The following is a 23,426-nucleotide window of genomic DNA, read 5'->3' as shown; positions in this document are numbered from 1 at the left end:
CCTAAATAGCTGGTCGATATGTATATTCAGAATTATTTATTGACTAACGTGCAAGCTGGTTGCGTATCGCGTTGAGGATCCTGGCTTGCTTTTGTTTTGGGATATTCTCGATATATTCATTTAGAGTGCTGACAAACTCATCAGGTTCACGGTTGAGCCAGAAAGAATACTGCATCAAAATTTGGGACCACAAACTGCTACGATTAACATAGAAGAAGTGTTTTTTATAAAAAACCACGAATGACCAGCCGGCGAGGGCTAACAAACCAAATAGGATAGAAAAACCTATTAGGTTGAATTGAAACACGAATCGGTTTAAAGATACAGCTGAGACAATAGCAAGCACCATAACTCCTAGTCCCTGTAAAGTGAAATACATATCGCCTATACCAACTAATTTTCGTTCCTTGGCCAGTTGTTTCATACCATAGAAGTTAAAGAGCATAAGCTGATCAAAGCTGTCTTTGTTTGCAGGAGCCAGAGTGCTTCGGTATTCATCTAATTCAACACCTGAAGGCATTCGTTGTAGAAATTCTAAATACATTTTAAGCTTTAATGACATTTAAGACTCTCCTTTACTCATTAAGTCTAGAACAGTGCTGATTCGACCCGGCTTGGCCACTGGTGCTGCCGCCATTATTGAGTATGTAACCCCATTATCTAATTATCTGGTGTGCAATTCAAAGATTGTTATACATTAGTCTCTTGGATAATTCACTTCCATAATATCCATAAAGGGAACCTTTGTTATTGTGTCATTGTATTTAATATGTACTTTACCTGTTCTGGAGTCCATTTTGTCAATCTTCCCTCGAACAGTCTCTTCCCATCCCCACACTGTAAGTAAGATAACAGATTCCTCATGATAAGCCTCGGATAGTTGATTACCGAGCTCTTCAAGTACAAATTCATCTCTTGTGGGTCGTTTAGCTACTTTTGATTTTGCCATGTGGTATTCCTCCCGTGAAATATTATTTGTCCCGCTGCAGGAATGAAAAGGAAATTAGTCAAAGCAGTAGCGCGTGCAGGGGAGAGAGGGTATCTATCCTAATTATACCATAAACATACGTGGCATCAACATACGTGTTTGCACGTATTTAAGCCCGTATCGCACCTTTTTCTCGCTTCTTTAATCCATTTATACCATTCTGTTACATCCACGTATCTAAAACCATATTTAGTCGAAGACCACCTCTCTGCTACTTCATCCGGATCTATTCTTTCGCTTTATCCGTACGAAGTAGCAAAGTTCATATCTTCCACTATTTACGTACCAAGTAGCAAATTTCGATTGTCCGGGGGGCCGGCCGTGCGATACACGTTAAAATCGGGTTAAAAGGTGGGCTCAAACTCAAAATAGAGTATCAATATTCAAAAGTAGTAGAAGGAAAAGTATAAATACTATCTCAGTAAAGGATCGATGCTTAGCTGCAGAAACAAGCAAATTTAAGAGGAATCCAAGAAGCGGGATAAAGGATTATGAAATAAAGAGGGTTAAACCTACAATAAACCTCGTATGTAATAGAGGTGGATCCAGCAAACAAACGAAGAAGAATGGTACTCTATATGCGGCTGAAGAAGTAGGCAGCACCTAGTGCAGAAAAGTAGCTGATGCGCGAGGAAATGCGTGTAAACACGTATGTTGATATCACGTGTTATGTAATCTTAGAGTCTAACTCTCATGTTTTTCAAAATGAAATGCATGGAATTATAATTTGATTATAATTTCATAGACGATACGCTTAATGCTCAATTTGTCACAACCAAGAGAATTGAACTATCAAGCAGCTACAATAATAGAGATTTAAGTATGAAAGTATCGTCAAAACGGTATTTGAGATAGAACCAAAAAACTCCTGTTCCGAAAAACCGAAACAAGAGCTCATGATGCCCCACTCACAGAGGTATCGGGGCTGAATAAACATTATATTGGTAAGGTAAGTTGTTGCACTGGTACCGCATTGTTAGCAATATTGCTCGACATTAACAGTAAGTTTGTTGGTTTTACCTCCAAGAAGGTTGCTCCACTCTCATCTTCATGGAGCTGAAAACTATCTAATAGCGATAGTTCCACCATATTCTTACATGCTTCTTCGACCATTTTTCGCTTTGTAACTGGACGATTTGCCTTTGTCCCCATCAATGTTGCGATTTCATCTAATGGCCATCTGGTGATTCCTTGAGCTACTTGTGCAGGTAGAAACAAATATAGGTTTTGCGCTGTATCCGTTTTTAAATCTTCCAGGATTGCTAAGCTCAGATAAGCGATCGCACCGGACTGTAATGATCGATAAATCATATCAGAAAACATGATTTTGAACGTACTGTTTCGATCTCTCCGTCCAATTGCTTGTAAAATATTGATACGGTCTAACGAGTCAATGATGCCTTTTTCATAATAATAACAGAACTCAAATTTACTATCCTGCAAAACCTCTAATGACTGCCAGATTTCATTATACGTCTTACCGCCGGTATCACGATTCATAGCCTTTGCCAGAGAATAAATCGTAAACTCAAACTCTTTTTGTTTTCCGCTCTCTTCCCAAAGCTTATGAATCCCAATCAGTACTTTGGCATCTTGCAGCGTTATTTCCTTATTCGCTGGATGGTAAATCCGAGTTCTACGATTATCTCGCACCAGGGTGTCTCCATCAGTCTGATTTACAACTTTCGTACGCTTTCTAGTTGAAGAAATCGAGCTAATGGCACTCTCTGAAAATATATGACCATATGGATGAGATGGCTTATTATAATAAGTCGCTCTTCTTATTTCTTGAGACTTATTCCATATTATTTGTTTTATCTGATGTTTATATATTTCTTTGTTAATTATTTCGATTTCCTGCTCGGATAAAGATTGTTGAACTAATGCTTTACTAAGCTCTAATTCTTTTTGCCCCTCATCCCTCAAATGACGTTGCGCTTCTTCCTTTGACTTACTCTTTAATTGATCTGCTGCTTTTATAATCAAATCCTCTACTTTTGGATCTTCGGCTGGGAGATCAAGTGCTGCTATCTTTGATACCCAATGCTCTATATTGAATTTTCTGGGTGGCATAGAATAACAGCTCCTTTCTTCAATAAATTCAAACAAGATGTTTTCGTTAAATATAAGATAACACATGATTCAACTTAGTGATAAGATTCAAGAAAAAATGTTTTCATATCAAACCAAAACGTTTATTCAACCCCGATAATATGTTCTTTCAACCCCGATACTCATCATATTAAGCAAAAATTCATTGTTCAGAGTCAGAGATATTTATAATCCATTTATCTATAACTACTATTGAATGTTTATTCAACCCCGATACTTCGATTGTGGCTATTTCACCATGTTTATTCAACCCCGATAATATGTACATTCAACCCCGATACCTCTTTTAACTATTGGATGCTAATTATTAACCTCATTAATATTTAAAGTTTATTCAGCCCCGATATTATGTTTATTCGCCCCCGATAGTTTAAAATCACGAAAAATTTATTTTTCCTTTCTTCTCGGTTCATTCGCCCCCGATAAATTGTTTATTCACCCCCGATACTGTGTTCTTTCGCCCCCGATAATTTGTCCTGTCAGCCCCGATAATTTAGGTGATGTTTATTCAACCCCGATACCTTGACTCAGAAAATATCAAAAAATACAATGACGATAGGAATCATTGTTAGTAGTTTATACCATAAAAAAAAAGAAAAAGCCCCCATTTGGGAGCTCACCCTGTTAAGGGCCCTTCGAGAAAATCACTTATCGCTGACCAGAGCCGCAAACTCATGGCAGCAAACGTCCAATCCACAGGACCTGTTTTCCGCAAAAAAACAGAACTCCTGGGGCTGTGTTAGAGTCGCTTAAAAACGAATATAACAAAGCCATTGCCCTTATTATACGAAAGAAACACCGTAAATTCAAGGGTTCTAGGCAAGGAGGAATTACTTATGCAAACCCTACCTACCATGACTAATCAAAGTCTTTTCCCTGGTCTTAAAAGTATCTTAAATAATTCCGAACTTAAAACATTTGAAAAAATGATCATGATTGTAATTAAAGTATACCAAGCCGAGTATGGAGATGTTTTTCCGGATTATGACACGATAGCTGCTGCAGGGGGAATGAGTAAGCGAAAGGCCCAGTATGTGGTTAAGGATCTTACTGAACGAAAACTCATTGAGAAAAAGCCGAGATTTAAAAAACTCGTAGACGGTACTGAAAAGCAGACATCCAACCAGTATAAAATCGCTGAAGAAGCCAACATATTCGAAGAGCTGAATACTCTACCTGTCGATGCACAGAGTGCACACGATGCATCTGTTGGTACTGCGTGCGCATCTCATGCACCCTATAGTTCTGGTTTTAATAATCAAGAATCTTTAGATCTATATCCTTCTACAGAGCTAAAAGAAGAAGAAGAAGAATTATACATAACGCGCGAGCGCATGAAAGAGTCAGAAAAATATGCACAATATGCAGATGTATATACCAAAATGATTAATGATCAACAGACAGGTCTGCTCAGCTATAAACAAGTGGAGTTTCTTGATTGCTGTAGTTTATACAACTTACCTGCGTGTTTAGTAAATGAGATTTATTTACACGTCAACTCAGCAATACAAAATAACCATATCTTCTCCATACGAAGAACATTTAAAAAATTTGCGGAAAGATTAGCAGCGAAAAAAATTGATACTCCTGCTCCCTGGTTTGCAACTACTTTCTTTAATGAAAATCTCAAAGTTATTACAGAAATACAGCTTGAAAGAGCAGTATTCGCTTCTTAAAGACAATTTTCTTCGAGGGCAAAACAAATCAGTAGAATAAAATGTGATGTTAAACAGGTTCGGCTCAGGAAAAACTATAATCAACACATGCATTTCCATAATAACATGATTATATTCTTTGCCTGGATGAAATATTCTTAATCAAAATTTTCATGAGTTTAGTCCTTCTTCTTTTCAACAAACGTTTTGCGTGCCCATTCTTCCAAGGTCATTTCATGTGTATTCTTAAACCCGTCTCTTTCATCTGCTGCATCATAAATGAATAGTTGACTATCTCCAGATTCATCAATAGTCTTACCATTTTTTAATTGGCCGTAGTTGAATTCATTGGGTATCGCATGTAGTAACCTTACGTAGTCTCCTGATTTCACACAAGCAGCTGCCATTGCGGTATTATTAATATTCTCAGGGGCAACAGCTCCAAAGATAGCACAATGAGTCATTTCATTATTCATTTTGTTACACAGCCGGCATGTTGGGTGTATTTTTTGTTTTACAGTCATGTCTATCAATCCTCCAATGATTTCCTGTTGGATTAATCATATAACGGAAGTTTGATTTCTCAAAATTTTTTGGAGGGAACTTGTTATTGTTAACATAATTTTAATTATGTAAAAACGTTTGGTTGTTCATGGAGAATATGGTGATTTCCAAGTACTTTAGAAAGAAAAAAGCGACAATAATGAACCCTAAAAAGATCCACAATTGCCGCTTTTTTATAAATATCCTATCCCCGAACACTTTTTAACTAGGTAAATCGGAGTTTCAAATCTTTCATTAAATCCGTTGTCAATTTAGATAATGTTTTTTTGGGATAGTCACCTTCACTTAATGGTGCACCAGAAATAAGGCGTAATACGTCGCTTTCCGTTGGGAACAGTTCGGGAAAAGTCGAGTACAGTTGACGGATGTGCTCTTCGTTATATACCCTAGCTTTCAAAATGAGATCAGACACATAATCTTTATGCTCATTGTATAACTCTGAGATTTTAAATACATTGCAATTATTGTCAGCTCGTTCCCAGAATAGGTCATGTTTATCCAGCATTGGATTATCACGAAATACGATGTCAAAACCGTCTAGCTTACCCTCGAAGATACCTACATAATCAATTTCATTGTTCGTCTTACTGAAATCTATTCCAAATTTGCGATGCTCACCAAACCCTTCCTCATAAGGGTGTAAATGTGTTTTTAGGGTAAATAGCTTTTTACCCTTAAGATTGGCATTACACACATAGCAGGAAGGAATTAAGTTAAAGAACGATATAGCTAAATACGGGTGTGTCCCTTTGTCATAAAAATGGTCCAATTGAGGTCGCGTTCGACCGCTCTTTGAGTGGTAAGTGGTCGTAAATTGCCTGTTACAATAAGGGCAAACGGATACTTGCAACCTCTCAGTCAATGCATAAGCTCCCCACTTCGGTGGATCGATTCCCGTAAAGGCCGAGTAATTAAAAATCTCTTGAAGCGCATTTTTCAATTGGCATTTGCTAGTTTTGGGAACTTTGAGAACGTTAAATATTTTTCTCTTTCCCTTGTAGGTCTGTTTGATATGATCCACAATCTCAGCCAGTCTATTGGGTCGCCCTGTAATTATGACTTTTGACTTCTCAAGCAGATAATGAAGGAACTCTTCTTGGTCAGTGTTCCAACGAGATTCTTTCGCGCAAGCTTTAAGCTTTGCTTCGTATCCTTGCTTTACGAAAAAATCATTGTATAAAGACATAGCCCACTCATCAAGTCTTGGATGATGAATTTTTATCATGTAGGGTTTCCACCTTCCTGTTGTGCGAGCCTTGCTTCGAGTGCAGCGACACGATCCTCCAGTGATAATCCATGTAGCGTTATCTTCTCTTGGAGCAGTTGAGTAAGTTTGGTGCGGATTATTGGTTCACCAATAATTGAAATTAACGCTTCAATCTCCTGCTTTTTCTCCATGATCTCTTCTCTACCCTGGTTGACCAACAGGTTGATGACTTCGTTGATTTTTCTTCGTGCGAAAGTTCCAATGAGCCCATCATGAAGAAAGAAAGAATGTGAAAGTAGAGTGTGAATATTCGCCGCAAAGGTTTGATGTAAGTCATCCAGTTCATTAATGCTTACACTTCTTCCGTCGATGTTCTTAAGGAAAATTATGTTAGTCTTCGGAAGGTCCGATGCGATAAACGGCGAATTTGATGTCAGCACGATTTGTACTCGCTTATCTTGAAAGATGTCAGAAAAAAAAGCGACAAGATTTGAAACAAGTTGTTTTTGCCACTGTGGATGGAATAATGCTTCACCTTCATCTATGAGGACAAGAACACCGTGGTTCCCGCTACGTTTAATAATGTTATCCCGGCTATCATAGAAACGACTATAAAGATTTAGGAGTGAAATCTCTCCTGAGCTTAGCCCTGGCCACTTGAATTGCAAGTAGCTATCATATTGAACTGATGGAGTATAGAGTTCTATTAATAGATCTAATGACTGGTTTTGATCTGTGACTGGAAGCTCAAATGAATCTTTTTGATCCAAAATGTCTGATTCCATTCCCATAATTAATTCCATTAACTCATGACATTTGGAAATTATTTCAGTTATTGGAGATTGGTAACGGTTTTGTTTTGCGATCTCCACCAACAATGAGAGCGTATGACTAATGTAATCATGGCCCACTAAGCGATCGCTGTCTTGAATATTCTCCAACATATTGCCAATATTTAGGGTGATTTGTGATAATGTTCTTATATCATCTTTATTTCGATAAACTTCAGATTCGTGGACTATATGGTTTAATACTCTTGACGCAAGATAATATGTGAGTTTTTTGGGTATATCTCGATTCTCGTAATAAGAATCCAATTCATTTTGCATTTTTCGTATAAATTCATAAAAATGGACATCTGCGTTTCTCTTATATGCAGCACTTTTCTCCACTGCAAGTAAATCTGCTGGTTCACTAATGAATATTGTTATTTTCTCAGGAAGTTTGAATGCGACTTTATCTGAATGCTTATGTTCTTTGCTTTTGATAAATTTTAGTTGGAGTTCCGTTTCCTTCATATGATATTCGTTTAGACCATGATTATCTTCGTGGGAGAAATGATTTTCCATCATCCGATTCGTGGATAAATCCATGAACCGATGATTGTTGGGCATTCTTCGGGTATCAAATATATTTGAATAATAGACGGCGAAAGGGAAAAATCCTGGATCATTCTCTAACAAAGGTTGCCTGAATATTTTTTTCTTTTGTGGATTGATTAGATCAAAATGTAACCCTGGAGAATGATACACAGCATATTGATCCCGCTCATCTCGAAAAACGATCAACTGAAGAGAAACCACATTTTGGAATTCATGGCTAAAAAGCCGAATCATGTATTCCAGAAGACTGGACTTTCCGGTACCATTCTCCCCGATAATGGCGGTAACATTGGTGATAGTTGATGATGACACTTCCTTCCCATCAATCAAAAATGGATTGAAAAAATTCTCTATATGAAATGGTGACGATTGAATAAATAACTTTTTCGATTCCTCATCATAATCAAACCGTAGCGGTCCTCCAAAATTAAAACCTTGTTGTTCATAATTCCGATATTTCTCCATCCAAATATACACACACTGCACTTATAGCCACCTCCAGCTTCTCTCTTTTATTTCGACTTATATTTGCATTTCGATTAGTATTCAAACAAAAAGGCCTTAATGAGCCGTGTAGTACCTAGAGTTAGCCCTACGACACCTTTCAAAATAGATCATCACAACCGCCGATACCCTTCCCAACACAAAAAAAGAAGGAGCTGAGGGCTTAACCCGCTCCTTCTATTACGTATCGCCACTATTTAAAAATTGAAGGCGATTTGGCCTTCTGACACATTGTAAGCCTTCTTCACCTTTGTTTTAAGCTTCTTCCCTTCCACGACCAGTTCTAGTCGAACTTCCCCCCCTTCTGTCACTGGCCGTACATCTACAGGCTTGTTCGTCAGGCTATACACCCATCTACGTAGTTCCATCTCCTCTACCGGTGTCTCAGTTGGAATCCATTTGAGTTCATAGTCACCAAGCAGTGTCTCCCTGGAAACTGAAAGACCAGTAACGCCTAATTGAACATTATTTGCTACATATTCAACCTGCAGTTCGAAACGTCCGTATAGATCCTCTGGAATAGCTTCTGAGGCCCAGGAAAGCAATGCATATTCCAATGTAGAACCAACATATGTTCGAACATCTGTTAGACTGGTGGAATCGAAAGTCACAACAGTATTCAAATCATTCTGATTCTCAAGGGGCTTCGATATCACAGGAGCGGGAACCGCAAATTCTGCAGCATCGATAGTCATCTTGCCCCAAATAGATTCTGCACTCTCGACACCATCGATCTTATTTCCTACAAAACGCTTCGCAAGTTCATTTGCGAGGCTTCCACCGGATCCTTCGGTCAACGCTGCAAGACCTTCCTGGCTAAACTGCCCTTCCAGTGCAAGAGCAGCGCTCATCTTAGCTGCCATGAGATTGATTGCAAGCTCCTGCATGGTATCTTTATAACCACTATATACTGTTTCACAAATATTCAGTTGTCCGATCCGCCAATGACGACGACTTGCTTGGCGGACGATTGATAGACGGTATCCAGTTTGGTAGAAGTAGAGGGAGGGAAATCCCAAGAGATCTAGTCCAGTGCTAACCAAAATTGGATTGGTCAAGAGAACTTGCACACCTTCCTCTTCTCGTTTCGCGATCCATTCTTCTCTTTCTGGTCCATCTATATTTGACTCAAGGACGGCTGTTTTTATCCCTCGTTCCTCTAAAAGCATCTGCAGCCTTTGAAGTGTGCCTAGCTTACCGGTATATGTTGCATAAATACCAACCTTCCTTCCGGCTTTAAGCCTTGCTTTCACCCATTTAATCAGCTGCAGTTCCTTCGGATACAATGCCCGATCGCTTAGGCGATATTTGGGTGAGACGATTTCCTTACCTGTATCCGGATGATAAACACCTTCAAAATTGAACGGTACGTCCGGGTACGAAAGAAGTGTGTTGAGCAAACTTCCGAGCAGTACGGACTGTCCGTTTAACAACTCCTTTTCTACCGCCTTTCGGAGCAAGTCAGACACTTCTGACAATTTGTTCTGAAGATACCAAGAAGGAGCAAGGAGGCGCATCCCTTTCTTTACTTTGCGTTTTCGACGACCAGGCAGACGTTGGATCTTTGTCACACAAGAAACGAATTTACGCTCACCTTCAAGAGAGACATTCATCGGACCTTCTTGCAGTTTAGGTAGAACCTCAAACATGTCCGCCATTTGGATAAAGCAAGCAACGTCGCTTAGTATGTCTGTGAATAATTGAGGTGCGGCTGCCGGCATTTCCTTAACGGTTGTTCGTGATGAAGTACCGTTACTTGAACTGTTGAGATCTGCATCCTTTCGGACTTTTGTAATTCGCTCACGTACGCCATAAAGATCGATCCATTTCCCAACCTCACCCCAATTAAAGCCCATCTCTTTTAATCGCTTAGGGAACATACGAAAGATTAGCTCAAATAGATTACTTGCATATCCATTCATGAGTGTTCCGGTCATGGCAATCGTATGTTTGGCACAACCCATTAACACGTGAAATGCATGTGCCTGGGCGCTTCCTCCCGTGAGCTCGTGACATTCATCACCGATCGCAAGATCAAAAGCATTTTTGAAGTAACGCTTAAAAAGATCAGCAGGCGATACTTTTCGAGGTGCAGGACCAGGTGGCTTCTTAGAAACCCCAATAAAGCTGCTCTTATCCCTGTTCTTCGCTGCCCAAAGCCTGGCTCCACACACAGCATAGTCATCTTTATCCGGATCCGAATTCATATAGAGACGGACAGTATTGGCACATGATAGATTATATTTTCTTCGTGTTGCTTTTCCATGCTTATTGAAGAAATCTTCATAGTCCATGGGAACAAGACTGTCCTCTTCTTCTTTCATCAACTGCCCTCCGCAGTCCGGACAAACCCAACCTCTAAAGACAGTTTCTTCAACCTTTTTAATATCATCACCCTTCAGTACTTGCTTGGTATAGGATCGTTCAACCCATTTCGCAATTGGCTCATAAACGTATCCCAATTTACATGTGTCTCGAGCGATAATGTAAACCTCTATCTTGTTAGGTGGAGTTTCCATCTTTCCACTGTCACGAAGACGAATAACATCAATATAATTACGGAGGAAATGGACCTCGAAAATATCTTTATCTAACAAAGTACCTATCTCACGTTTTGTCTTCTTTATTAGATGGTTCGGAACCATATATATGACGCGTCCTTTCCCCCCGAGCTTCTCCTTCATCAGGGCGAATAAGATGCCAATTGATATAGAGGTTTTCCCCGTACCCATTTCTCCAATTAAAAACAATCGTCTCTGTTTAAGGAACCCTTTTAATAATGCTGTTGTTACATGAGCCTGAGCATTAAATAGCGGGCGCTTGATTTCATTTAAAACATTAAGTGTCTCATCTCTCCCAGGATGATGGACAGGGATATATTCGTCATTTAATCTCCGAATCAAGTCCGCACCAAACATACCCAGATAATCACCTATCGTCTCGATGTCATTCAAGCCCTTAACTGCAATATCTGCATCATGAAGAAGACCTAAATCCCCGTCTTCAGATGAATGTGCGACAACCTTTATATCTTCCATCTCCATATTAACAGCAGCTGTACTCAACTCAGATGGCCTCCTTCACGTGATCGTCTTCTGTCATAACAATCAAACCCGTCTTGAGACCATATGAGATATACTCATCAAGAATCTCTTCCCCCACTAGGAGATCATAAACAACTAATTCAGAATAATCGCCGGTGAAATCGTGTATGGTTAAAGGGATCATCCTATTGTCATTTATAAGCTGATTGAACAAATATGGAGTCCATTCTTCAAGTAATGGAGTTTCATAATAACGATCAATGGCCCAAAAGAATTTTTCTTGTATGTTCCCATCCCAGGCAAAAATGATGAATCCGTCTTTCTGACGTTCGAGTACCTTTTCACCTACAACAATACCTGTTACAAAGGTTTCGTCTTCACGCTGGGATAAGTGCTTATACTTTCCAACCGGCTTCACATAGAAGCTAGACTTATCGTAATTCTTTTCTCCCACCCTCGGGGCATGACGTAACCCGAAACTAACATCACTTGCCTTTCGAGCATGGTGGAATTGAGCAAATACAGCCTGAACTCGAGAATCAATGTCAATGACATTAGCATATACGAGTTCTTCTCGTTGTTTCTTATCTCCATCATAAATCTCCCGAGTAACTATAAGAGGAGTATGCACCTTTACATAGATATCTTTGTGTTTAAATTCCATGAACTTCATATCTATTACCTCCAGCTTCGTACTAAATTAACCTTGAATGGTTCGCATATTCCCATGCCGATCAACAATCTTAAACGTAATTTTGAAGACTTCACGTTCCGTAATGACAGTCTCGTTAGGATTATCGTCAACACTTTCGATGATCTCTTTTTTGACAACCCCTTTGAGAACATGAAGAAGGTCTCCTTTTCCCACCTTGCCATTGAGCTTCCCCGATGCCATCCGTAGGACCCGGTGCATTTCCTTGTCTGGAAGAAGTGGCTGAAGCTTTTCTGACGGCTTTTTAGGTGTTGTCCATTCCATTCCTTTACGAGTCAATGCAGACAATCGAGAAACTTCACGTACCTGATCGACATCCATATGACTTGACCGAAATAACTTTGGGGTGATATTCCCAGGTAAAATCTTGTAGAGTGGTTCTTCTGACTGTGGAAGCCGCTCTAAACTGTTACTCTCCTCCATGAGCGTAAGGATCCGTTGTACTTCGTTTCGATCCAGGATTTTCTTTGCCCGCTTCCTACCAACTGTATAGACTTGCTGATAGGTATCATCATGAGACTTGTAAATACGAATTTCATCCAGATTAGCCACGAGCATATTCACGATATCTTTGCTCATTCGGGTACGCGGGATGTTGTAAACAAGAATCCCATCAACAGACACGTATGGTAGCAAATGTCGGAGGAATCGCTTTTCTTTACGTTCGATTTTGGATTCCACGGTCTCACTATCGGTGTCATATGGAGGATTCAGATACATCAATCTAAAGGTATCCCTACTGATGCGACATTCCTCGTATCCCCCAAATAAAGCGTTGTCTACCCGCTTCCGGAGTTCCATGTATTTCTCCTCATTTGGTTCTATACCGAACGTCACAGCCGAGGTGTTGCTGGATAGAGATTCCAAAGCCCGCCCGCTACCAGCACAAAAATCAGCAATTGAGAAGGGTGTTTCTGGGAAATGGAAAAGGCTTTGAATACAATTCATATCCTCATCCGTTGTCTCGAAATTCCCCATACGTACTTTATTTCGCGATACCCTGTCAAACATGCCCTTCAGATTGTCAGCTACCATTTTCAATTGCCCCCTTTATAAAATAAAAAGAGCTGACGCGATTAGCGCAGCTCTTTCTTCGCATATTATTAGCTAGGTGTATTAAGTAACCGGGTTAATAACCATAGTGATCGAAGGATCTCCATCTAGCGTCACGAAGCCAGGCCTCTGAGCACCGTTTACACGCAGCGTGACATTTTTAACCTCACGATCACCTACTAATAAAGCATCTCGTAGATACCGACCATTAAATTTCATAACAGGAAATTCGTTTCCAGCCTGCACATTTGTAAACTCTTCAGTGAGTTCACTATTTTCTGATTGAGTATGTAGAATAAACACACCATCGGGATTCACTTCTAAGGTGACACGATTATTCGTGGCATCCAGAGATAGAGCACGATTGAGGGTATCATCCAACTCTGCCCGTGACAGTGTTACGGGTTCTCCCTGATTCATACCTTCAAAAATTTTGGTGAGCTCAGGAAAATTAGTTTCAATCAATCTGCCAAAGTAAATTATATTCTTGTCCCTGAGAACGAGATGGCTGCTCATAACAATCAAATCAACATTTTGAGCATCCTTTAACGAATCTACAATTAATTTGAAATTAAGAGCAGGAATGACTGCGTCTACCATTGGATCCTGGTTCACAATCGAGACGTCAGAGACATACCGATAAATACGATGCCGGTCTGTTGCTTCAAATCCCAGTTTTCCACCGTGATCGTATATGTGAATTCCAGTTAGTGACGGCAACTTTTCATCTACCAGCGAGAATCGGGCTGCCAAAGCACCCTTACGTAATACATCGATCGGAACTGAAATCACTTGGGGCGCCTCTCCTTGTGGCAACGCTGGATACTCTTCTGAGCTGAGAACCTTAAGCTTTGCCTTCCCCCGTTCCCCATAAGTAATATGGACCGTTGACTCCTTCTTTATAAAGGTCAAATTACCATGCGGCAATCGCTTGACGAGATCAATACCTTCTTTGGCAGGGAACAAGTAACTCCCATTTGTGTTGCCTGCATTTTCTACCTTCAGCATTTGAAGAACAGATTGGCCCATATCCATAGCCGTGATAAACAATGTGTCTTCTTGTAAATCAAATTTAATACACTGCAGAATTGGAATAGATCCAGATCGGGGAACGACCTTAGCACAGAGCGTTAAGGCATTCATAAGTGCATCATGTTCGACATTAAAAGACACAACATCTTGGGATACAGCCATATCTAAATCTTCTTCAAGTCCATGTTGACGCTCCAAAAGTGTAGCCATATTTCAATTCCTCCCGTTTTTGGGCACGACAAAAAGCCATGAAGAAATAAAAAAAGACATACCTGTGGCATGTTCTTAATTTCTCCATGGCTAAAATGCGAGCCTTATTTTATTTGTCCAGTGTCATCTCACTGGCTCTGCTCCCTCACTTGCCGAATTTTTGACGGCAGTGAAAATAAATAGGTACTTCGTAATGTCCTTATTATATCAGGAGTTTAGAGCTGGTATCAATAGTTATTAAGACAAAATTGCCTAAAGGTAACAAGTGTGTAAGGCTGATATCAAAAACACGAACCGTTAGTATAGAAAGGGTTCGTGTTTTTGATGATTCTTCACAATTTATTTCTTTAATCACTCGTGACTACAGCAGTCGTTTGGTTCTGAATCCATTGATTTCGAAGTGAAGCTAATTCGCTACTTGATATATAGTCAGGTATGAGACGAAGTATGGCAGCATCGAACATCAGACGAATATCGTTGACCATCCATGCCGGTGCTTCACTCAGCCAGTGATCAATGAGCTCCTGTTTAGACATAGCAGGGAATGCAACACTGATACCAAGGTGAAAAGACCGGATGGAGAGCTGCAACTTTTCATAGTGCATTTCAACGCACATGACTGTGTAAGGCCTATCATACGTTCTCTTAAAATAATTAATATCTATACTCTCCATTATAGAGTGATCCGAACTGCTAGTTTGGCAAAGTCCTATACTTTTGATTTCAAATCGCTCCTTTTCGCTCCCCATCAGGGGCGCAGTTTGCTACTACCCTTGGAATGAAGATTGAAAGCCTGTCTCAGAAGATTTTAAAGACATGTGTAGGTTACCTGCCTGTATAAAACATCTAAATCTGATAATCAGTTTTTATACTAGTATCCTCATCAGAGTTTTCCATAGTTATGTCTCCAAGTATTGAAGGATTAATGATATTATCTGCAAGCAGCCTAAGATTAAGGCCGACTGCAATATAAATACGTTGGCGAATCTCTTCTTCCGTCAGGAACAAGACCTTAGGATCGTTAGCTTGTAGTTCCTTAACACGGTCATGTAACTGTTTAATCTCGAAATGTAAGCTACTCTGGCCATCAAAGGAGTATGACCAGATCAATTCCTCAGTTTCCGGATTATTAACCAATGTACGTATAATCTTGGCATAACCATCCTCTGTTTGTAGATCATCGCTTCCCGAATGGCTGAAACCGTGGTTACTTAGATAATTTGAAATAACTGTTTCTGCTTGATGGGCTAGACGACTAAGGGAAAAATCTACGATCGTACGTTTGGATTGTCCTTCATCGATAACATGAAGAATAAACAATGGGTGAGTGTTAGAACCTTGCATATTTATTACCTCCAATGAGACCCCTTTCGCCGTGGGGGTCTTCTAAATACTTCTCCCCACGGCAGGGAATAAAAAAAGAGAAAGCGCCATGTAAAATAAGGCGTTTTCTCTTATTACCTACCAATCAAATGTCGGCAATCCATCCACCTGATCATAATCGCAGTCCAACATGACCCAAGCACAGCAATGTTCATTGGCATAGTGGAGGATGGTTCGTAGTTCGTCCGGTACATCGGATATATTTCCCCAATCCTCTTGTTCAGGAGGAACCATAATCCAAAATCCATAGACACTTTTAGTGTAGAAAATCAGAGATGGATGATTCCCTTCCTGGAGCCATATAGCTGTTTCCTCAGAAATATGTGCAGTCGAAAGATTCATCATTTTCGAATACACTCGGTTTGTGGAAACGACATCTATTTGTTCATTTTTCATATCTATCACTCCATGACAGCCCCAGTAAGTGGGGGACTGTTAAAGATGCCCCCACTCTAGGCGCATTGAAGCTATTTATAGTCATCAAATTAAGAGTCTAATGCCGACACTCATTTCTGTCAGATCCAGGTTTCGCGACATACTTCACTCAATAAAAACGGAACACAAACAGCAGCTCGATCCTTATCGATACCGTTACAAGCATCAGATTCAATCGTCTATGTGTTCGTGAATCCTCATGAATTAACCCACCAATTTATTTAGCGATAATACAAGAAGAACGATATTGGTAGCTCTTCTCTCTGTCATCACTAAAGTGTCATTCTCGTACTTGGTGCATTCAACTAGGATTCCCGCTTCTATGGCTGGGTTTAGATCGAGATGGAATTCTTCCTTCAACTCCCTTAAACCGGCCTCAAAAAGATGTTTATGTCGCATACTCCCGTTCCTCCACGTTCTAGTTAAACAGACTTAGAATGGTAAATCATCATCAGAAATGTCAATGGGTTTCCCTTCATCGGAAAAAGGATCCTGATTGTTACGCGAATCCTCGCGGCTTTCACTACGGTTTCCGCCTTTGTACGAGGATTCCTCACGATTTCCACCGCGATTGGATTCCAAGAATCGAACATTGTCGGCAATGACTTCCGTTACGTATACTCGCTTTCCTTCGTTATTTTCGTAATTCCGCACTTGGATGCGCCCTTCGACAGCAGTTAGACGACCCTTACGAAGATAATTAGCACATGTTTCAGCAAGTTGCCTCCAGGTAACGATCGGAATGAAATCAGCTTCACGCTCCCCACCTTGTCCCGTGAATGGACGATCGACAGCAAGTGTAAACTGGGTTACAGCAACTCCTGTTGGTGTGTATCTCAGCTCGGGATCTTTAGTTAGCCGGCCGATCAAAATGACACGATTCATCATATTTTTACATCTCCTCAGAATTTCTATATTTTTTTTCTACCTACTCAAGCATGAGTGATACCTGAGGTATGAGACCGTTATCGGTTAAGTCGTCTATTCCCTTGCCTTGGGAGATATCCCACATGGCCAAGCTAAGAGACATATCCGTGTTTTCCGCAAAGAACTCGGCACATAATCCCAACGTCCTTTCTACTTCTGGTGTCGTAACAACGTCAGCATCAAAAGCCAATACAACGTGTTTACAACCCAGCTGCTTCAAAGGTTCAAGTATCAAAGAATAAGCGCCTGCACCCGGTAACCCAATGAAAGGCTTGAGCATCGCGTCCGCGCCTTTATCTGCTTTAAGAGGCCCTTCCGTCACCCAGACTTCAGAGCAATCTATCAGCGTTTCAGGTGTCTCACCTACCTTCCAGTAAGGCAAACAAGGACTGGGCAAGGCAAAATGGTAAGGTATTGGACCGCCTATCGAGGCTCCATTATTTTTTGAACCACTGCTCCACCACCAATAACGTTGGCCTTGTTTTAATTCAATACTGAAAATGAATTGGTTGGACTTGGAGTAGCAAAGCTTTTTATCTTTTTCAGTTAAGATCACTTCGAGTGTTTTGTCCTGGATAACGACTTTACATAAGGCACGTCGTTTCCCGAGTTCATTACGCTCAAGCTCTTGGAGAATTTCGCCCTTTATGACACCTTCTATACTTAGCTCGAGTGGTGGGTCATCCACTCGGATTTGCCAACCCGTTATTTCATTCGTAATCGAACGAAACGGAAACATAATTCCCGATGCACCTGCCATGGTCCAATAGGGGCCGTATCGGCCTTCCTTTACAAAAAAACCAGGAACGCCTAATAGATCACTTTGATCATTTAGCCTGTGAATCACGCTTTTCGCGATTTTGTATCGATCAGGACCAGGCATTGTTCGATATTGCCGTACTCCAATAACATCGTCCGTTAATTTGCGAGTATTCCGTAGATGGTCGGCATGGAAACTGGATAATGAAAGTTCTTGTATTAGAGCGCGGTAAACGCGGTTAAGGTGATAATCCGGTTTTTTGTCGACCGAATCTACTAAGAGAACTTCGATCTTTGTCTTTGGTACTTTGTCCGGATCGAGATAATGTCGATATTGTCGGCCCATGTGAGAGTCGAAATAGTCATCGGACGGCACTCGCATGCAATGCACAGTGGATTGTTCGTGATCAATGGCACACCAACCCTTGTGCCCACATATCGGACAATGAGACATAATTTCGTACCATCCTGGCTGACTTCTTAATCTACGCAGTTTCATGCCGATTCCTCCTCATTCATGTTTCGATGATGATTTAAGACTCCCATAGGGACAAAACGTTATTACTTCCAGTCCAAACTGTTGGACAAAAATGTTCGCGTTTTCTGCAGCATTCCTTCCCGCCAAGAAAGATATGCAGTGCGAGTGGATCCCCTTCAATGATTTCATGTCTCCCTCAAATTCGTATTATTACCTCCAGTTTTTTGTTGTTGGTCTAAAGGACCACATCTAAGACTTTAAAAATGCCAATAAAAAAGACACATATCTTTTAGATATGTGTCTCCGGGGTATTAATAGACAGCAAAAAAAGGACACACTTGTAGTGTAAGTCCTTATAGCGTCCATTACATTTACCTATTAGCCATTTGGCATTCCCGCTCTTCGCTGATACAATGGACAGCGAAGAAAATTAATAACTTACTCGTAATATCTAGAATTATACCATCGGACTCATGGATGGTAAAGCCCACCATGGGAAGCAAAAAAGAGCATCCCCAGAAGCAGGACGTTTCCTACACCTGGGGATGCTCTATGCGTGCTATATAAGGTTTGAGCATAATTTTATCATACCTTCATAAAAAGGACAATACCGACGTCATTCGATACAATACCCTAAAATTCTCTTTACGCTAATATATTAATATGCTATATTCGAAGTGCGTGCAGAGCAACGGGTGAGGTCTATTCATTTTCGGAAAAAATGAGTGATTTCCTACCTCTTGTTTAGTCGCACACAATTTTGGATTGTGTGTTTTTTGTTATTTTTACAAACGATTCGTTAGATCGGATCATAAATATTTAATAAACCTAGAAAAAAAGCCCCTATCGTGTATACATTTACTGTCTGCGGCCGCCAAGCGTACGACATTAAATGTCAGAGGAATAGGAACTTTGCTTAGAAACATTTGTGAGTTCATTTTATCACAGAGTTTTTAAAAAGTGAAGTCCCTACTCTTCTTTGAATGTTGCCTTTTTAGGGTGCCAATAAAGGAGAGTTTTCTTATGCTTGATAAAAATTTGAAAGGTACGCATCATAAACTACTCTACTATCGTTATAGACCTACTGGTGTTGAGGAATCAAAGGTGCGATATGTTGGTGATACGGAACAAGCGTACATAAAAAAAGAGCTAGAGAAGATTTACATACCTGAAGAAGAAATAAAACGATTCACTCTAGACAAACATGGGCAGCCTATCCCCTATGTGGATGGTCACATGACTATTATTAGTAATTATATTTGGGATTATTGGGGTCATTTTTTCTCAGCTGAAGGAGTAGCGCTTTATGGCCATCTTAAGCGTTATTGCTATGGAGACAAAGACTATTGCTGGCCCGATTTAAACCTCATCTCACAAAAGATGAACAAGAGCCGAAACACAGTGAAAAAAATTCTTGCAAATCTTGAGAAATATGGTTTTGTACTCGTTTTTAATGTTCAAAATGCGGATAAAAACAACATGGAAGAAAGTCCATTATATAAAATTCGAAAGAAAGTCCCTTTCCTTCCTATGGAACTGTATGAGCAGCTCCCATCTGAGCTTAAGATTGACCACGATCGTTATATGCAGGGTATCGTTGAACAATTTGATCAGATTCTAAATTTGGATCCATCGATTGATTACAGCGAAGTTTATGAGGATGTCATTAGTAAAGGGACTGTTGTTCGTAAAACTAAGACTCCGTTCGAGTTGGATAAAGAGCTTCGTAACAAGATTAAGGTTTTGGATAAAGAGATCACAGAGCTGGATCGTACCGTTTGGGATATGGCACTTGCTATCATCAAAAAGAAAGTATCAGCACCTTCTTTTAATACGTGGTTCAAAGGTACATTTTGTATTAAACGTGAACAGACATTTACCATATATACACCAAGTAATTTTGTATCAGAATGGCTTGAATCCAGATATGACAAGATGATCAGAGAAGCTTTAACACAAGTTGGATCGCAATTTGATCATATTAAATATGACTATCTAAGTTATCAAAGAGAAATCGAGAGTGGAACTTAAATAAGAGGTCCTTATTAAAAAGCAGCCGATCACAATGACCGGCTGCTTTATTCAATTTTTATCGAGTTATCGTTTTCCGTTCGCACAAGACCCACCGTCCACCTTTGCCTATCATCATAATTATCGCCTTACCATAATTTCATAAGCTACAAATGTTTCTCGGACTGAATGTATTCCAGCAGCTCCGTAATAATGTGCGACAACGCATCCTCTCTTGGTATACGGATCGTCCTGCTGATATTCTCGATATCTCCCTGAAATAACTCAATAATTCGTAGCATTGCCTCTGGGTCTTTTTGTTTTGCTGCTTGTAATAGAATCAAAAATTCATGGTCTGTGATAATTGCTGAATCATTTTTTTCTTCCATTTACTCACCGCCTGCTGACTTATATGTAACTGCGCCGCCACCTCGGCTTCTGTTAATTCTTCGATGTAAAGTTTATGAATAATGCTTCTCCCTTTTTCGGGCAGTGTTAAAAGAAGATCCTGCACCAAAATTCGGTTATCGATTGTATCGGAAGTATGATGTTGTACAGAGACATTATCAAACAAAGAAAATTCATGTTGACGTATTCTTCTGTTTCGATATTGCAATCGCCATCCTATCCGATATACCTCCTTGCGGTAACGCTCAATCATTATTGATTGACTGTCCATAAATCCCCCTCCCTCTTGTTCTGCTTCTACTAATATAGGAGTTTTTTGGACAAATTTTACAACCAAAATAAGAACATTTGTTCTTATTAATTTTAACATATTTAGTTGTAAAATTATAGATTTCCCTACCTTATTTTGTAGGACAATGAAAAAAGGAGGGAAGTGAATATGCAAGCTACAGATATCATTTCGCTGGTCACAAATGTCGGTTTTCCGGTTACACTTTGCTTTATACTGATACGTTATGTTTTGCAGACTATTGGTGAGAAGTTAGATCGCCTAGATCAATCGTTGTCACGGCTTGCACAAGCAATTCAATCTGTACAGGAGAAGAACGGCAAGTAGAAGTTATGGGATGATCTCCTTACTGCTCAAATCTGGGAAAGCTCCTTCGCTCAAAAAGCAGCCACGATTCGTGGCTGCTTTTTGATGGTATGTAACCTTTAGAAGCCTAAAAACGTCTTATTATTAAAGGGAGGATGTGGAAACTGCAAAGTAAGCGAGATATACTTTTTATGACTGGAGGTTCATCATGAAAAAAACAATATTGTTTTTATTAGCAGTCGCCCTAATCGTTGTTGGTTGTAGTTCCAATAAAAATACAAACCCATCCATAAAAGATGATGCTCAAAATGATGTGACAAATACAACGACTTATCTGAATGAAGAAGACTATACGGGTGAGGAGCAGGAAATTGTTCAAGTTTTAAATCGATACTTATCCATTTTTGCTGAAAATAATGTAGCAGCGTATGGCGAGTTATATGTAGATCCTAAGTCTATGGAGAATCATGAGGATCTAGGCAAAGAGGTTATCGAAATAACCAACCTTGATTTCAATCCGGATGTTAGTGATCTGGACGTCGGAACAAATGATAAAGTTGTTGAAGTAAGTAAAAAGCAAAAAATCCCGCGCGGCGACTCTAATATTGTTGAAGACAAACAATTGTTCTGCTTCACCAAGATAAATGAAGGATGGAAAATCAAATGGATCAGCGACTGAAGCATTAAGCTGCAACCAAAAAAAGCAAGCTTTAAGGCGTATGCCCTAAAGCTTGCTTTTCAATTTAATGATCACTGGATTTAAAATCCCTTTCCTGTGAGCCAAGTTGTTGGGTTTACCGTGACCATGGAATAAACGGATCTGTTAGGGTCTGGTTTAGGTTCCCACTGTCCCACGGTACTGGAGTTTACACGGTATCTGATTTGTGAAGAACCACCACCATCAAGCGCAACCCCTGTTGTGGCTCCGTATGAGCGTAAAAATTCACGTACATCCCACAGAGTTGCATCTTTCATCGTTAGAAGGATAATAGTCGAGCGACCGTTTAGAGCAGCAAACGCGATTGCCGTTCGTCCAGTCTGACTACTTGAACCGATGTTGGCAGCGTACTCTGGAGAAGCATTAATGGCATTAGAATACTGGGTACTCGTGTAGTTTTGAGTAAGGTGTAGACTAATACCACCGATAGCCCATTTCACACTTTTCGCATTACTGGTACCGACGCCAGGATAATCGGTGAAACTTTTGACAACCCTATTATCCAATGCCAGTCCTCCTACCCGAGGATTAAAGTGATACATTACGCCCCGTCTTGTAGGTTGTGTTACGCCGTTTACCCGTGCATCGGCCGTTTGAGTTCCCCCGCTTTTTACAGCAACACCATTGTTGACAGCTACACCAAGAAGATTCCCGCCAGTAGAGTTAAAGAATGTTCCGTTAATACCAAACTTACCAGAATCAAGAACGCTACCGTTAATTTTCTCTACTGCAACACAATCCAGATCGGCTAAAATCATACGTACTTCTTTACCGTTATAAGTCGTTTTTCTTGCTTCAGCTTGAGTAGCCATTGTTCATCACCCTTTTTATATATTTGAATCTGGAAATCGGCCGGCCCTTGTTTCCTCGTTCATATATAAAGGTGATTAATTGCCTTATTGTACAACCCATATCACAAAGTTTTTATTTTAATTTCAGCGAGCACCCAATCCCCCCTTTCATATCTCAAGTAGTTGTATTACATCCAGCATGTTAGTGAAACAAAGGCAGCCGATCACAATGATCAACTGCCTTCTTATTTTGGTTGAGCTATCGTTTGGCGTAGCACTATCCATCATTTGAATACTATAGAAAATCGTCGATCAACGAAAATCCATTGGTGATCCGCATCCGACTATCTTGCAGAAAATCGCGAGTCCAATTATCCGGCTGACGTAAATCCCAACTTCGGTACATACCAACGTAAACAATGCTTTCGCGAAGCCTAAGGAAGAGTGAACTGATCCTTC

Annotated in this window: 22 protein-coding genes; 4 read left to right on the top strand and 18 right to left on the bottom strand. The window is 40.1% G+C overall.

Features of this window, described 5'->3' with window-relative positions; all coding sequences use genetic code 11:
• Positions 1–43: 43 nt before the first annotated feature.
• The 3 genes from M2277_RS27530 to M2277_RS27520 form a co-directional block, all read right to left on the bottom strand.
• Positions 44–562, bottom strand: a complete 519-nt coding sequence (locus tag M2277_RS27530) for a hypothetical protein (RefSeq protein ID WP_280756161.1) — start codon at positions 560–562, stop codon at positions 44–46.
• Positions 563–697: 135 nt separating this feature from the next.
• Positions 698–949: a YolD-like family protein gene (locus M2277_RS27525; RefSeq protein ID WP_280756160.1), complete on the bottom strand. Its 252-nt coding sequence runs from the start codon at positions 947–949 to the stop codon at positions 698–700.
• Between the two features lie 975 nt (positions 950–1,924).
• Positions 1,925–3,061 carry a replication initiator protein A gene (locus M2277_RS27520; RefSeq protein ID WP_280756159.1) on the bottom strand — a complete coding sequence of 379 codons (1,137 nt, stop codon included), beginning with the start codon at positions 3,059–3,061 and terminating at the stop codon, positions 1,925–1,927.
• 875 nt (positions 3,062–3,936) lie between these two features.
• On the opposite strand from M2277_RS27520, the gene M2277_RS27515 reads away from it, so the two are divergent.
• Entirely contained in the window at positions 3,937–4,776 is an 840-nt protein-coding gene (locus M2277_RS27515) for a helix-turn-helix domain-containing protein (RefSeq protein ID WP_280756158.1), read from the top strand.
• 158 nt (positions 4,777–4,934) lie between these two features.
• Here the strand turns inward: M2277_RS27515 and M2277_RS27510 are convergent, their stop codons facing one another.
• The 12 genes from M2277_RS27510 to M2277_RS27455 form a co-directional block, all read right to left on the bottom strand.
• Positions 4,935–5,279 carry a hypothetical protein gene (locus M2277_RS27510; protein WP_280756157.1) on the bottom strand — a complete coding sequence of 115 codons (345 nt, stop codon included), beginning with the start codon at positions 5,277–5,279 and terminating at the stop codon, positions 4,935–4,937.
• 245 nt (positions 5,280–5,524) lie between these two features.
• Positions 5,525–6,544 (bottom strand): hypothetical protein, encoded by a 1,020-nt coding sequence (locus M2277_RS27505; protein WP_280756156.1) that lies wholly within the window; start codon positions 6,542–6,544, stop codon positions 5,525–5,527.
• Positions 6,541–8,394, bottom strand: coding sequence for an AAA family ATPase (locus M2277_RS27500; protein ID WP_280756155.1), 1,854 nt, complete (start codon positions 8,392–8,394; stop codon positions 6,541–6,543). Before M2277_RS27500 ends, M2277_RS27505 begins: the two co-directional genes overlap by 4 nt.
• Positions 8,395–8,609: 215 nt before the next feature.
• The gene (locus M2277_RS27495; RefSeq protein ID WP_280756154.1) at positions 8,610–11,477 is read right to left on the bottom strand and encodes a DEAD/DEAH box helicase; all 2,868 of its coding nucleotides are present in this window, start codon (positions 11,475–11,477) and stop codon (positions 8,610–8,612) included.
• Position 11,478: 1 nt separating this feature from the next.
• The gene (locus tag M2277_RS27490; protein ID WP_280756153.1) at positions 11,479–12,129 is read right to left on the bottom strand and encodes a hypothetical protein; all 651 of its coding nucleotides are present in this window, start codon (positions 12,127–12,129) and stop codon (positions 11,479–11,481) included.
• Between the two features lie 27 nt (positions 12,130–12,156).
• Positions 12,157–13,203: a DUF6094 domain-containing protein gene (locus M2277_RS27485; RefSeq protein ID WP_280756152.1), complete on the bottom strand. Its 1,047-nt coding sequence runs from the start codon at positions 13,201–13,203 to the stop codon at positions 12,157–12,159.
• Between the two features lie 81 nt (positions 13,204–13,284).
• A complete protein-coding gene (dnaN, locus tag M2277_RS27480) occupies positions 13,285–14,463 on the bottom strand; it encodes a DNA polymerase III subunit beta (protein ID WP_280756151.1) in 1,179 nt (392 codons plus the stop codon).
• Positions 14,464–14,810: 347 nt separating this feature from the next.
• Positions 14,811–15,068 carry a hypothetical protein gene (locus M2277_RS27475; RefSeq protein ID WP_280756150.1) on the bottom strand — a complete coding sequence of 86 codons (258 nt, stop codon included), beginning with the start codon at positions 15,066–15,068 and terminating at the stop codon, positions 14,811–14,813.
• A gap of 241 nt (positions 15,069–15,309) precedes the next feature.
• The gene (locus M2277_RS27470) at positions 15,310–15,807 is read right to left on the bottom strand and encodes a hypothetical protein (protein WP_280756149.1); all 498 of its coding nucleotides are present in this window, start codon (positions 15,805–15,807) and stop codon (positions 15,310–15,312) included.
• A 117-nt stretch (positions 15,808–15,924) separates the two neighbouring features.
• Positions 15,925–16,242 (bottom strand): DUF5983 family protein, encoded by a 318-nt coding sequence (locus M2277_RS27465; RefSeq protein WP_280756148.1) that lies wholly within the window; start codon positions 16,240–16,242, stop codon positions 15,925–15,927.
• A gap of 471 nt (positions 16,243–16,713) precedes the next feature.
• On the bottom strand, positions 16,714–17,169 hold the full coding sequence (ssb, locus tag M2277_RS27460) for a single-stranded DNA-binding protein (RefSeq protein WP_280756147.1): 456 nt from the start codon (positions 17,167–17,169) through the stop codon (positions 16,714–16,716).
• A gap of 40 nt (positions 17,170–17,209) precedes the next feature.
• The gene (locus tag M2277_RS27455; protein ID WP_280756146.1) at positions 17,210–18,466 is read right to left on the bottom strand and encodes a toprim domain-containing protein; all 1,257 of its coding nucleotides are present in this window, start codon (positions 18,464–18,466) and stop codon (positions 17,210–17,212) included.
• Between the two features lie 1,002 nt (positions 18,467–19,468).
• On the opposite strand from M2277_RS27455, the gene M2277_RS27450 reads away from it, so the two are divergent.
• Positions 19,469–20,476 carry a helix-turn-helix domain-containing protein gene (locus tag M2277_RS27450; RefSeq protein WP_280756145.1) on the top strand — a complete coding sequence of 336 codons (1,008 nt, stop codon included), beginning with the start codon at positions 19,469–19,471 and terminating at the stop codon, positions 20,474–20,476.
• 146 nt (positions 20,477–20,622) lie between these two features.
• On the opposite strand, the gene M2277_RS27445 is transcribed toward M2277_RS27450, so the two are convergent.
• The gene (locus M2277_RS27445) at positions 20,623–20,844 is read right to left on the bottom strand and encodes a helix-turn-helix domain-containing protein (protein ID WP_280756144.1); all 222 of its coding nucleotides are present in this window, start codon (positions 20,842–20,844) and stop codon (positions 20,623–20,625) included.
• Positions 20,796–21,134 carry a sigma factor-like helix-turn-helix DNA-binding protein gene (locus M2277_RS27440; protein WP_280756143.1) on the bottom strand — a complete coding sequence of 113 codons (339 nt, stop codon included), beginning with the start codon at positions 21,132–21,134 and terminating at the stop codon, positions 20,796–20,798. Before M2277_RS27440 ends, M2277_RS27445 begins: the two co-directional genes overlap by 49 nt.
• A 168-nt stretch (positions 21,135–21,302) precedes the next feature.
• On the opposite strand from M2277_RS27440, the gene M2277_RS27435 reads away from it, so the two are divergent.
• Positions 21,303–21,479, top strand: coding sequence for a hypothetical protein (locus tag M2277_RS27435; RefSeq protein WP_280756142.1), 177 nt, complete (start codon positions 21,303–21,305; stop codon positions 21,477–21,479).
• Between the two features lie 187 nt (positions 21,480–21,666).
• Positions 21,667–22,137 (top strand): hypothetical protein, encoded by a 471-nt coding sequence (locus M2277_RS27430; protein WP_280756141.1) that lies wholly within the window; start codon positions 21,667–21,669, stop codon positions 22,135–22,137.
• Positions 22,138–22,217: 80 nt separating this feature from the next.
• Here M2277_RS27430 and M2277_RS27425 read toward each other — a convergent pair whose 3' ends face one another.
• Positions 22,218–22,988, bottom strand: coding sequence for a phosphodiester glycosidase family protein (locus tag M2277_RS27425; protein WP_280756140.1), 771 nt, complete (start codon positions 22,986–22,988; stop codon positions 22,218–22,220).
• Between the last annotated feature and the right edge of the window lie 438 nt (positions 22,989–23,426).

The sequence above is a fragment of the Paenibacillus sp. LBL genome (assembly GCF_029893715.1).
Lineage (GTDB): Bacteria > Bacillota > Bacilli > Paenibacillales > Paenibacillaceae > Paenibacillus_AQ > Paenibacillus_AQ glucanolyticus.
The sequence above is the reverse complement of the archived record's forward strand: the minus strand, read 5'-3'. Positions and strand labels throughout refer to the sequence as shown.

Coding starts and splice junctions, on each gene's coding strand:
- M2277_RS27530 (WP_280756161.1), bottom strand. CDS start 562: ATGTCATTAAAGCTTAAAATGTATTTAGAATTTCTACAACGAATGCCT.
- M2277_RS27525 (WP_280756160.1), bottom strand. CDS start 949: ATGGCAAAATCAAAAGTAGCTAAACGACCCACAAGAGATGAATTTGTA.
- M2277_RS27520 (WP_280756159.1), bottom strand. CDS start 3,061: ATGCCACCCAGAAAATTCAATATAGAGCATTGGGTATCAAAGATAGCA.
- M2277_RS27515 (WP_280756158.1), top strand. CDS start 3,937: ATGCAAACCCTACCTACCATGACTAATCAAAGTCTTTTCCCTGGTCTT.
- M2277_RS27510 (WP_280756157.1), bottom strand. CDS start 5,279: ATGACTGTAAAACAAAAAATACACCCAACATGCCGGCTGTGTAACAAA.
- M2277_RS27505 (WP_280756156.1), bottom strand. CDS start 6,544: ATGATAAAAATTCATCATCCAAGACTTGATGAGTGGGCTATGTCTTTA.
- M2277_RS27490 (WP_280756153.1), bottom strand. CDS start 12,129: ATGAAGTTCATGGAATTTAAACACAAAGATATCTATGTAAAGGTGCAT.
- M2277_RS27485 (WP_280756152.1), bottom strand. CDS start 13,203: ATGGTAGCTGACAATCTGAAGGGCATGTTTGACAGGGTATCGCGAAAT.
- dnaN (WP_280756151.1), bottom strand. CDS start 14,463: ATGGCTACACTTTTGGAGCGTCAACATGGACTTGAAGAAGATTTAGAT.
- M2277_RS27475 (WP_280756150.1), bottom strand. CDS start 15,068: ATGCACTATGAAAAGTTGCAGCTCTCCATCCGGTCTTTTCACCTTGGT.
- M2277_RS27470 (WP_280756149.1), bottom strand. CDS start 15,807: ATGCAAGGTTCTAACACTCACCCATTGTTTATTCTTCATGTTATCGAT.
- M2277_RS27465 (WP_280756148.1), bottom strand. CDS start 16,242: ATGAAAAATGAACAAATAGATGTCGTTTCCACAAACCGAGTGTATTCG.
- ssb (WP_280756147.1), bottom strand. CDS start 17,169: ATGATGAATCGTGTCATTTTGATCGGCCGGCTAACTAAAGATCCCGAG.
- M2277_RS27455 (WP_280756146.1), bottom strand. CDS start 18,466: ATGAAACTGCGTAGATTAAGAAGTCAGCCAGGATGGTACGAAATTATG.
- M2277_RS27450 (WP_280756145.1), top strand. CDS start 19,469: ATGCTTGATAAAAATTTGAAAGGTACGCATCATAAACTACTCTACTAT.
- M2277_RS27445 (WP_280756144.1), bottom strand. CDS start 20,844: ATGGAAGAAAAAAATGATTCAGCAATTATCACAGACCATGAATTTTTG.
- M2277_RS27440 (WP_280756143.1), bottom strand. CDS start 21,134: ATGGACAGTCAATCAATAATGATTGAGCGTTACCGCAAGGAGGTATAT.
- M2277_RS27435 (WP_280756142.1), top strand. CDS start 21,303: ATGCAAGCTACAGATATCATTTCGCTGGTCACAAATGTCGGTTTTCCG.
- M2277_RS27430 (WP_280756141.1), top strand. CDS start 21,667: ATGAAAAAAACAATATTGTTTTTATTAGCAGTCGCCCTAATCGTTGTT.
- M2277_RS27425 (WP_280756140.1), bottom strand. CDS start 22,988: ATGGCTACTCAAGCTGAAGCAAGAAAAACGACTTATAACGGTAAAGAA.